This is a genomic window from Priestia sp. JV24 (assembly GCF_025910025.1).
GTDB classification, from domain to species: domain Bacteria; phylum Bacillota; class Bacilli; order Bacillales; family Bacillaceae_H; genus Priestia; species Priestia megaterium.
Genome location: NZ_JAPCIN010000037.1, coordinates 17,075 through 27,971, shown reverse-complemented (window position 1 = coordinate 27,971; position 10,897 = coordinate 17,075). Strand labels below are relative to the sequence as shown.

Below are 10,897 nucleotides of genomic sequence, written 5' to 3'. Positions count from 1 at the left end.
TGTAATTATTTTTGGTAAACGATAATCCTAATAAAATCAAAGGCAAGTGAAGCAGTAATCCATCGTTACAAAAATACTGGTTTTTGGTAATCTAGTTGATTAAAAAAAAGTTATTTAATTAAAAATAAATCGTTACATTTACAATATAGTAATCCTGCTGCGTAAATACACGTTTTTAAAAAAAGTGACATATATTAAAGGGATAAATACGTCTGTGAAAGGAGAATGAATTTGTACCGACAATTAGGTTATTACCATCAATGGCAAAATCCAATGTATTATAACCGGTATGACAATAATTGGTGTAACGACTGGAATCCCCATTATTATAACTGGAAAAATAATTTGGGCGATAATGAAAATCCTTATAATAGAGGCAATGTATTAAAGGATTTCGGGCCGCAGCCATTTGTAATTAATATTGAACAGGCCGCCAAGAAGAATAACAATTTCCGCATAGCTTTATGGACGGGAAATCATTTGCAGGTTACTTTAATGAATATTGGTGTTGGAGAAGATATCGGATTGGAAATCCACCCAACATCGGATCAGTTGCTCCATATTGAAGATGGTCAAGGACTTGTTCAAATGGGGAAAAATAAAGGAATATACGATTTTCAAGCCAATGTCTATGACGACTATGTAATCGTGATACCCGCAGGAACATGGCATAATCTAACGAACACAGGTAATAAACCAATAAAATTATACTCCATTTATGCACCACCTCAACATCCATATGGTACTGTTCATGAGACAAAGGCAATTGCCATGGCTTCAGAAAATCACTATTAATAATTTTTGACTGATAACCCTAACACAAATTAGTAATCCCCATATTTTATGGGGAATCACTCTTGTAACGAAGGTATTCAAACGCTGGACAAAATTCATTTTCCGTTTAATAAATAGCAAAATATTATAGCCTACAATTTGTCCTGCTAGTTATATGGATTAATAACTGCGTTAAGGTTAGCTTTGCACCCCAAATGGGATAATCCAACAACGTATACAAACATAGGACTTTACTTGGAGAGATGGGTATGATAGGCTCGTTTGCCTGATGAAACCTTAGCTTCAGCCTTTCAAGACAAATCGTACCGTTCAACTATATGCACCTTATATATAGTATCAACAACAAAACATTGATATGTTGCACCCTTTATCATTGTTTATATGTATCCACAGAATATGCGTTTAAGGACTTGACTTGGAGCCTCGTACGAACTGTTTTGCTATAAATGCCTATTTGGCATGAAATGTAAGGGCTGATTTTCAGTCTAACTGTTATTTTGAAGATAGGAATGAAAGAAATCATGTTTTCTTGAAACTGCCTCACTAATACTCCTACATGCTTTATAATTTCAAGCTCTTAAAATAGGGGTCACTTTATCAATAGCTTCTTGTAATTTTTCACTGTTTAACCTATACATTTGTTTGGCCTCCTTTGATTCAGTTCCAAGAGCAAATAATTCTAAATCTGCTTGGCATTTTTTCAAGGTTGAAAGGATTAAAGGTCTTTCTTGAGGGGAAGCGACTTGTAATTTATCGTCAAACAAGTCCACTGTTAGTTCACCATAGGAATTTACTTGTCCAAGGAATACATTTTCTATCGTAACCCCTAATTTTTCTAATTCAGTATGTAACCAAGCTCGACTTCGATCAATGGTGGCAAGTGGCTCATCCATTACTATACCATCCATAATGACAGTCTGGGGCTCTTTAACTGAAGCGGTCGTTAAGTTTAGATCCTTTGCTGTTAAAGGTTGATTCTCTTTTTTTAACATCACGGATAAATCCCCCGTTGGCTCTAACACCGCAAATTCGACATCAGCTACCTGAAAAACATCTTTTTTTCGAAGTAATTCTAATAACTCATCCGTTGTGTATCTTTCTTTTTTTAGATTATCTTCCATGATTTTTCCATCTTTGATAAATACAGATCCTTTCCCTTCTACAAAGTCACGGAGCTTTTTACTTTTTAAAGAAATGAGACTAACTAAATAAGGGATCGCTGCCATTGTCACAATTGCTAATCCACCTATAAAAATGCTATGTCTGACTTCAAGAATAACGATTGCTGCAATTCCTCCTATCGTAATACCTGTTACATATTCGAAGAAAGAAAGTTGGGATAGTTGCTTTTTACCTAGAAATTTTGTGATAAAAAACAGAACAATCATAAACAAAATAACTCGAGAAACAACATTTAGCCAAAGAGGCATTAGTAGACCCTCCTATCTTAAAATCCTTTATATTGGAATTCTTCTCGTTCTAGTTCTCCAATTCGTTTTTTTAAATCCGTTACTACTTCATGTAAAATCATCATAGTTTCATGTAGTGTACGTTTCGATTCATTATCTAGAGTTCGTAATGCTAAACTTGAAAGACTGGCTTCTACACCTTTAAGGCTGGCAAGTGACTGTTTTACATCTGATGCAATTGTCATTCGATATCCTCCCTTATCCCTTTGGTTTAAAAATCAGCGCACCTAGAAACCCAAAAATAATAGCAGCTGAAATACCAGAGCTAGTTACTTCAAACATTCCTGTCATCACACCAACTAACCCATGTTTTTCGGCTTCTTGCATCGCACCATGTACAAGAGAATTCCCAAAGCTGGTAATCGGAACAGTAGCCCCTGCCCCAGCAAAATCAATCAAGGGTTCATATAAACCAACCCCATCTAAAATGGCACCCACCACTACAAGGGTACTTAACGTATGTCCCGGTGTAAGTTTGAATACATCAAACATAATTTGCCCAATTACACAAATTAAACCTCCTACTGTAAAAGCCCAAAAATAGGTCATATTTATTGTTCACCTCCATATTCAATTGATACCGCATGGGCGATACAGGGAATCGTTTCATTTTGCTGAAAAGAAAGAGGAGATAATAAAGCACCTGTTGCCACGACTAACATACTTTTAAATTCACCTTTTTTCATACGGTTCAATAGATGACCATAAACTACTGTTGCTGAACATCCTGCTCCACTTGCTCCTGAGAGAACCGGCTGCCCCTCCCGATAAATCATAAGGCCACAATCTTGGTATTGTTCTTCACTAATAGGAGTTCCATGCTTTTTAAATAGATCCATGGACACTTCCTGTCCGATTTGGCCAAGGTCACCGGTTACAATTAAATCGTAATAAGATGGCTCAACATTTCGTTCCTTTAAATGGGCTTCAATGGTATCAACCGCAGCTGGCGCCATAGCTCCTCCCATGTTAAATGGATCTGTCAGACCCATATCAATCACACGGCCTATTGTAGCAGAAGTGACACGAGGTCCATCCCCAGAATCACTTAATAGGGCCGCACCGGCACCAGTAACAGTCCATTGTGCCGTAGGAGGTTTTTGTCCACCATACTCAGTTGGATACCGAAATTGTTTTTCAACAGCTGTATCATGACTAGATGCTCCTGTTAATAAATATTTAGCTCCTTTTGTATTCACAATATAAGCACCTAGAGCCAGTCCTTCCATAGACGTAGAGCAGGCACCGAATAAACCAAAATACGGAGATCCAATTGTTCGACTGGCAAAACTTGTCGGAGTTATCTGGTTGATCAGATCCCCAGCTAGGATAAATTGAACTTGATCTTTTTGGATGCCCCCTTTTTCCATGGCTTTTTGACAGGCTTCTTCAAAAAGGACTTTATGTGCCTTTTCATAGGAATCCTGTCCAAGCCATAAATCAGCATGAAGGAGATCGAAATCTTCTGCGATCGCTCCGTTTGCTTCAAATGGTCCTCCAACTGTTCCAGTAGAAAGTATCACAGGTTTGTGTTCAAAGATCCATGTACGATGACCTGCAAGCATTATAAACCACCCCACTGGATTAAAATGGTCTTGATGAGGGCAATGACAAAAGCAGAAAAAACACCAAATAAAATAACCGCCCCTGCTAATTTAAACATGTTGCCGCCTACGCCCAGTACAAATCCTTCGGAACGATGCTCAATGGCAGGTGATATGACCGCATTGCCAAAACCAGTTACGGGTACAGCTGTTCCAGCCCCTCCAAATTGGGCCATTCGATCATATACACCAAAACCAGTAAGAAGCATCGTAATAAAAATTAACGTACCCACTGTCGGATTTCCGGCCGTTTGCTCAGTAAAATCAAAAAAATAAATGTAAAAGTCAGAAATACACTGACCGATCAGACAGATAAGTCCACCAGTTATAAAGGCCTTTATACAATTTTTAACAACCGGTCTTTTAATCTCTCGTTGTTTTTGCAATTTTTGGTATTCCTGTTGCACAGGAGTGAGTTGTTTCTTTTGATTATTAGACATAACTCGTTCCTTTCTCTTTATGTTTGTTCCTTCATAAGACTTTTCAGTTTATTTAAATCCTTTTTTAAGTTTTTCTCATTCGTATCGTTTTTTTTCAGTCTCTGTTCTATGTTTTCAAGTTCCCAGAACATTTTTTTATCACTCGAAACAAATACTTTATGATCGGGATACATTTTTTTTAAGTCAGATTTAACTGACTTCTCGATATTTTTTAATCGGAAACGGTTGAAATTTCCGACTTTTATCGCTACTAAAAGCTCATTATCTGTATTCACAGCCTTTACATCCGAAATTTCTTCCTTAGTGATAATCTTTTCTTTAGCATGATTGGCAACAGATTGATCAATTGGTTTACTTGTATGTACTTGTGAAATACTCAAATCATTATTATTATCTAACTGATTTTGGTTCCCGTTACACCCTGAACCCATTCCGATAAGGATTAAAATGAAAAATAATATTTTCACTTTCATGAAATCACCTCCATGTTTTACCAGTATAGGGATGCTCAAAAAAGGTTGGCCTTTCAACCAACCTTTTCGCCATACTCATTATTGTTGTTTGTATTGAGGTTCTTCTTGTTCGATTTGTTGAACACGTGGTTCAACATTATCAATAACGGATTGGGTTTGTGTAGCAGCATCTTGATAAAGTTTCTTAGCTTGTTGATTATCCGTACTGAGAGCAAATGTTTCAAAGCTAGCTTGAGCGCTTTTTAATCCAGCTAAAGCTGTTTTAACGTCATTTATGACTGTCATGAATAACACCTCCTATGATTTGACAGTAATATGGTGCTAAATAAAATATAAATTTATTCATTTATTTTTATATATGAATCAATTTCATAATTGTTTCTTTTCTAGAGTTGCTTTGGCAGAATTTTGGTCGTACACATTTTTTAAAAGTTAAGAAACCAAGTTTTTCTCTTTCATTTGTCGATTGATTCGGTCTACCGCCAATTTTGAAGCATTATAAACAAGCGTCACAAGATCGAAATGAATTTTTGCGCGTTTTCCAGATCGATATCGGACATTTTTTAACTGAAAGAATTCTTTTAAATAAGCATTGACTCGTTCTACGGCACCTCTCTGATTATAAAGCTTTTTCCATGCTTCTGATCCACGACCAGGGGCACTGTATTTACGAATGTCTGTTTCCATCTTGATTTTATAGACTTTTTGACAAAGAGAATCATGGACTAATGGGCAAGTTTTGCATTCGCTTGGTTGTGTGTATTTTAGCGTTCTATACCTCTCGTCAAAGCTGTCGTAACGATAGGAATGCTCTCGTACACAAGTAGGAGAGAAGTGCTCATCAAATCCAAGTAGTTCTCCTTCGTTTCGCTTATTATAGGCAATGATTGCTTTGGCTTCCATACGGTACAGCTGTGTATAAATGGCTTCGTAATCATATCCCGCATCTAGCGTACCATATTGAATGTTCAATGAAGTAAGCCGTTCTTGTACACCCTTTAACAGAGGAATGGCGGCTTTTCCATCATTCAAACTGGCTGAAGATACGAGGGATTGAAGAATATATTGGCTCTTCGAGCCAACTGCCAAATGGATTTTAAATCCAAACCAAAAGGTATTTTTTCCTTCACTATTTTTCTTGATACCCCAGGTTGGCTGTAAAGGTATAGCTGTCCGTAAGGTTTCAAGATCAATGTCTAGTTGATGTTCAATGGCTTTCTCGTAGATCGTTTTTTTCTCTTCTTGTTTTTGTTTTTCTTTTTGATAGGCTACTTGTTCCTTTTTTGGTTTCCGGCCACGCTTTTTCGGCTGTGGTTTTGACTTCTTTACTTGTGGAGTAGATCGATCACGAGACTCAACATGTGTGGCATCGATCGAGACAACATCATCGTGAATAAAATCTTCTTGAATGGCTTGAAGAAGCAAAGCTTCTTGAACGGTTTCTAATGCATTTGACTCACTTAGCTTCTGGGTAAACCGAGAAAAGGAAGCCTCTGAAGGGATACGATCAGAAAACAGAAATCCACACTCGAGATGGAACATAAAATCATGTCGTAACCTTCTAACAAGATCTTTAATCGTTGGAATTCGTTCCACAATACGCGCAACAAGGGCATAAATCATGGCTGGATAATTAAGTTCAGCCGGCGCACCATACACCGTTTTCTTAGACACCGCAAATAACAACGGTTCAATATGTAGCGTCGAAAAAATCGCTTGGTTGGTTCTAATTCATATAAATCTTTCATGTCAAACAGACTTTCTTGTCTTATAATAGGCATAGGGAGTCAACCTCCATTCTTGTTTTTTTTGTTTGGTCACTACATTATACAAGAATTTGGGGAGGTACTCCCTTTTTATGTTCTCAAAACCCTTGGCACGTAAGGGCTGCGAGTTATGAAATTAATTCATTTATATGAAATTTAAGTAAAATTACATTTCTTGATTTTACTTAAATTTGCTATCTCCTCATTATATATTATGGTTTTTTTATTGTCCCTCCACCTGAGCAAGTATTTGTTTCTCCCCCCTTACAAAGCGCTTTGATATAATATGAACCTGTGTAAGGGACATCAAAATACTCATAGTCGCTACCGCCCTTGCTTCCTGCATAAACCCACTTAGTTATTCTCTTACCATCATAGTCATACGCCGCAAAAGCCACTTGGTGTAAACTATTAGAGTTTGTTTCAAAGTCTATTCTTGCGCTTTCACCCTTATACAAATAAAGTTTGGCAGAACTTTTACTTTTATCTTTTTTATAAGTTAAATTAACAACCTTGCACCTTTCTCCTCCATAGCATTTATAAGCTGCATTTGCATCATTAGGAACAGAAAAACCCACAGCCGTAAGTACGAATAAAGCTGCGCAAATTAACATGAAAAATTTTATTTTTTTCATTAAATCTCCCCCAAATAGCTATTTTTTCAACAAATTGTATATTTCTGTATTTCGAGAAAAAATCCTTTATTTTTTTAGCGAAAACAAAAAAAGTAAAGAACCTCTTTCAAGGTTCTTTACTTTTTATTTAAAAGACTCTGCAATATCAATACAATCTTGTTTTTTCATATCCTTGCTATCAGCCCTATATAGATACTCTAAGCTGTTCTTTTTAAAAGACACCTCATAATAATCAGGGCTATTTTTGACATATGATTTAGTACCATCTTGAAGAGTCACCAATTCATCTTTTTGTTCATCTGCATAACGTAAATCTGTACTGTTTTCTTCAATTGTTCTAACATCTACTCTGAAACTTTTCGAGCTGCCTTCACTTAAATCCATCCACTTAAGAGATAATTTATCTTCTTTTGGATTAATACGCCCAACTTCATAACTTGAATTTATAGGCACATTAGGTAGTTTAACTTTTACATTATACATTTTCTCAAACTTTGCAACAGCCTGATCTAATGGGATATAACCACTTTTACTCATATCCTCTTTAAGAGATTTTACATACTCTTCATGGGTATTTGCTTGTGCTGCAAACGGCACCATAAAAAACATTGAAAATAGTGCAAGAACTACAGTTAGTTTATTCTTCATTTGATGTGCTCCTTTTATTGAATTTACCATTAATTTGCACAATCATTTCAAAAATATGCTATGTATTAAAAAGTACTTATAATCTTGATAATTATTTCGTGGAGAGTTTTATGAATATCTTTTCTTGAGGAAGGATATGATATTTTTACAGTGGTAAATTCTTTATTTGATGATGTTCAAAAAAGGCTACTTTAAGGTTAAAGTAGCCTTTTTTATTTCTAAAAAATTAAGTAAAATACCGTTTTAGTGCTTTTACTTAATTTTTGTAATTTATTAGGAACGATGTTCAGGATTAAGGAGATCAGCAAAGATAAAGCTACCTTTCTCTTTGTAATTAGCTACTAAACTTTGCGCAGACATTACTAGTAATTGATTTTGTGACAATCCAACTTCTACCGACATTTTTTTCAATTCACTTTTTAAAGTTTCCGGCAACGACACAGGCATTTTTTTAACTGTCATCAAATTCACTCCTTAAATATCATATTAATATCATTATAATATCTATATGATATCTAAACAATATTATTATGGTATTTTATAGAAAATCACGGTATATTTTTAGGGATTCAGAACAAAATATAATTAAATACCTTCCGGCCTTGGTATTTACAACCTATTTTCTTACTGAAAAAGCTACTGTTGAGGCACAGTAGCTTTTTTCTTTTCGCAATAATTGTTTAATACTTCTATTTTAAAGGTATATGTATTAATACTGGATTGGATAAGGAACAGATTTCAAATTTGAATCTGCTCCTTTTTTTAGTTTTCAGGTTGTATATGTTATACAAAGTTAGTTTACATAATAATGATTCGCGGAACCAATAAAAGTCCTTAAAAGTATAACTTTAAGGACTTTTGTTTTGAATGTAAAACCTTTCATTTTTATAGCAGAAGCCATTAGTATAATTGCGACAAATGAAAATAAAAATACAAGTGATTTTTCATTATTGAACCCTCTCCTCTAATACCAGATTTGTAATATATAAACATTTATAGTATTTTTTTAAAAATTAATAGTTATAAAGAAGGTTTTTTCGAAATTTATTTAATATTACTAAAGTCTGAACTTAAAAATGGAAGGGGATTTTATAATGAAAGTAAAAAATTCTTTAATCGCAGCATTCACAGGGGTCTCTATTTTGTGTTTTAGTTCTGGGGCAAGTGCTGCAACCAGTGTAGAAGAAGACACTCAAACACATGCACCAACTGAAGCAGAAGTAGAAGCTCAGTCTGATTTAAAAGATGCAGTAAATACTGATACAGAGGCTTCTGTTCTTCAACCGGACGAATATTCTGCTTCAGCAGGCAGTAAAGGATATAAAACAAATTCCAACACAACAGTGCACGTTCGCCTGACCATGGCTTGGGCTACTTCGTACTCAAAAGCTGAAGTAGCCCAAGACTACATATATGTTAAGTGCAAAACTTACAATGGTGATGGATCCCTTATTCATTCTAATGAAGATTCAGAAACTCAATCTAAGTACGTTAGTGTAAAAGCAGATAATGGAACAGCTTACTATGGTAATGATTACGCAATGGGAAAGCACACTTACAAGAAAAAAGGTTATAATACTCTTTACAAAGAAACTAAAGTTAAGTGGTGAAATATAGAATAAACGATATGCTTTAAGCATATCGTTTTTATTTATCTAGAAGGAGAGGTACTTATATGAAAAAATATTTTATTGCTATCATCATGGTGATGGTTTTTGCCCTTGGTTTTTATGCTTTCTTCCATAAAATTTTTAGAGATGACAACTCAATTTCGATCTCGCAAAATCAAAAAACATTTAAGAGTGGTGATAGGAAAGATGCAGGAGTGGATACTATAGAGTATGGGTTGAATAGCTTAGATGGGCAGTACATTGATAATGGAAGCGTCCTTACTTCGGAAAATGATGAAGTAAATGTAAATGTCTCTATAAATCATAATTTGAATGAGCAAAGAGAATACGGTTTAATAATACTTGAAGATTTTAAACAGATGCCTTTTAGTCTTGGGAATCAGAAAAAACTGTCAACATATTTTTTCACAATGAATCCAAATTCATCTAAAGATATTCTTGTGAAAATTCCTGTTAAGGAACACACGAAAGAACTTACATTTTTATTGATAAAAAAGCCTAGCTATAAATTAAAAGAAATGGACCTTAACAGAGCGTCCATACTAGAAGATGTTTTAAGCATGCGTTATCCAGTGAAACCTAATAAGGTGGATAGTTTAAAAGAAGTAAAACCTAATACTGTGATAAAAGATGGACTAAATGAACAAATGTTTATTACAGATGATAAAAATAAGTTGCAATCTGTAGTGGTTGCGAAAGAGGGGGAGAAACTATTATTCTCTACTGGTAACAACTCAAATAAGTCAATAAGATACGCAGTTATTGCTCTTAAAGATTGGAAGCAGACTAAGATTATTGATGATAAAGAAGTGGTATATACAACTGTTCAAAAAGCATCACGTAACCTTTTTGATTTTACATTACCTCATGTAAATAAAGATAGTAATTTTCAATTATTAGCTTTTCCTTACCCTTACCAAGTAAGCGAAGATAATTATGAAAGTCAAGAAACGTTTGGATCACTTAGAACTGTGATAGAACCTAATAAGAGGAATAACTAGGGAGGAAGAAAAATGGAATTTGGTATGATTTTAGTGATTATTATAGCAGTCATTATTTTTTTAGCAATGGCACAGACTGTGCGAGATAGGGGGAAAGGAAAGAAATAGTTTTGTTACCTAACAAATGGCTCACTCAGAAATGAGTGGGTTTTCTTTTATGTCTTTTTCTATTTTACATAATCGTTTTTCATCCCCTCCTTATGTATCAAGATCTTGATGATATGCCTATAATCAATAAGTTCTACATTAGGAGGTAGAATCTTGTTCGTCATATACTTTGTTAGTACCACTGCATATAGGTATAATGTCGTGAAATAATTAGCAAATTATTTTCTTTAAATAAACATCTATATTTACATATATTGTAGAAAAACTTCTTATTTGTCGTCAATAAGTGTAAATAGTAAAACATTAACAATAAATGAAATACTTTAA

The 10,897-nt window shown here is 34.7% G+C and carries 13 protein-coding genes and 1 pseudogene; 3 read left to right on the top strand and 11 right to left on the bottom strand.

Translation table 11 applies throughout. From position 1 onward, the window contains the following. The first annotated feature begins 225 nt into the window (after window positions 1–225). Window positions 226–795, top strand: coding sequence for a cupin domain-containing protein (locus tag OK414_RS27825; RefSeq protein ID WP_033880424.1), 570 nt, complete (start codon window positions 226–228; stop codon window positions 793–795). A gap of 569 nt (window positions 796–1,364) precedes the next feature. On the opposite strand, the gene OK414_RS27820 is transcribed toward OK414_RS27825, so the two are convergent. The 11 genes and pseudogenes from OK414_RS27820 to OK414_RS27770 form a co-directional block, all read right to left on the bottom strand. Then, window positions 1,365–2,225, bottom strand: coding sequence for a DUF421 domain-containing protein (locus tag OK414_RS27820; protein WP_017695337.1), 861 nt, complete (start codon window positions 2,223–2,225; stop codon window positions 1,365–1,367). A gap of 17 nt (window positions 2,226–2,242) precedes the next feature. After that, a complete protein-coding gene (locus tag OK414_RS27815) occupies window positions 2,243–2,449 on the bottom strand; it encodes a DUF1657 domain-containing protein (protein WP_017695336.1) in 207 nt (68 codons plus the stop codon). A gap of 13 nt (window positions 2,450–2,462) precedes the next feature. Further along, window positions 2,463–2,813, bottom strand: a complete 351-nt coding sequence (gene spoVAE, locus OK414_RS27810; protein WP_017695335.1) for a stage V sporulation protein AE — start codon at window positions 2,811–2,813, stop codon at window positions 2,463–2,465. Between the two features lie 2 nt (window positions 2,814–2,815). Then, complete coding sequence (spoVAD, locus tag OK414_RS27805; protein WP_017695334.1) at window positions 2,816–3,829, bottom strand: stage V sporulation protein AD; 1,014 nt, start codon at window positions 3,827–3,829, stop codon at window positions 2,816–2,818. Next, window positions 3,829–4,308 carry a stage V sporulation protein AC gene (spoVAC, locus tag OK414_RS27800; RefSeq protein WP_017695333.1) on the bottom strand — a complete coding sequence of 160 codons (480 nt, stop codon included), beginning with the start codon at window positions 4,306–4,308 and terminating at the stop codon, window positions 3,829–3,831. Before spoVAC ends, spoVAD begins: the two co-directional genes overlap by 1 nt. Window positions 4,309–4,325: 17 nt before the next feature. Beyond that, the gene (locus tag OK414_RS27795) at window positions 4,326–4,781 is read right to left on the bottom strand and encodes a YhcN/YlaJ family sporulation lipoprotein (RefSeq protein ID WP_031538351.1); all 456 of its coding nucleotides are present in this window, start codon (window positions 4,779–4,781) and stop codon (window positions 4,326–4,328) included. A 78-nt stretch (window positions 4,782–4,859) separates the two neighbouring features. After that, window positions 4,860–5,066, bottom strand: a complete 207-nt coding sequence (locus OK414_RS27790) for a DUF1657 domain-containing protein (protein WP_017695330.1) — start codon at window positions 5,064–5,066, stop codon at window positions 4,860–4,862. A gap of 147 nt (window positions 5,067–5,213) precedes the next feature. Then, window positions 5,214–6,562 (bottom strand): annotated as a pseudogene (locus tag OK414_RS27785) (transposase). A 197-nt stretch (window positions 6,563–6,759) separates the two neighbouring features. Next, window positions 6,760–7,182: a hypothetical protein gene (locus OK414_RS27780; RefSeq protein ID WP_205664440.1), complete on the bottom strand. Its 423-nt coding sequence runs from the start codon at window positions 7,180–7,182 to the stop codon at window positions 6,760–6,762. 123 nt (window positions 7,183–7,305) lie between these two features. Further along, window positions 7,306–7,830, bottom strand: a complete 525-nt coding sequence (locus OK414_RS27775; protein ID WP_205664441.1) for a hypothetical protein — start codon at window positions 7,828–7,830, stop codon at window positions 7,306–7,308. Between the two features lie 273 nt (window positions 7,831–8,103). Then, window positions 8,104–8,292, bottom strand: coding sequence for a hypothetical protein (locus tag OK414_RS27770; RefSeq protein ID WP_205664442.1), 189 nt, complete (start codon window positions 8,290–8,292; stop codon window positions 8,104–8,106). A 632-nt stretch (window positions 8,293–8,924) separates the two neighbouring features. Between OK414_RS27770 and OK414_RS27765 the strand changes: the two genes are divergently transcribed. Next, window positions 8,925–9,440, top strand: coding sequence for a hypothetical protein (locus tag OK414_RS27765; protein ID WP_205664443.1), 516 nt, complete (start codon window positions 8,925–8,927; stop codon window positions 9,438–9,440). 65 nt (window positions 9,441–9,505) lie between these two features. After that, window positions 9,506–10,462, top strand: a complete 957-nt coding sequence (locus tag OK414_RS27760) for a hypothetical protein (protein WP_263046215.1) — start codon at window positions 9,506–9,508, stop codon at window positions 10,460–10,462. The last annotated feature ends 435 nt before the right edge of the window (window positions 10,463–10,897 follow it).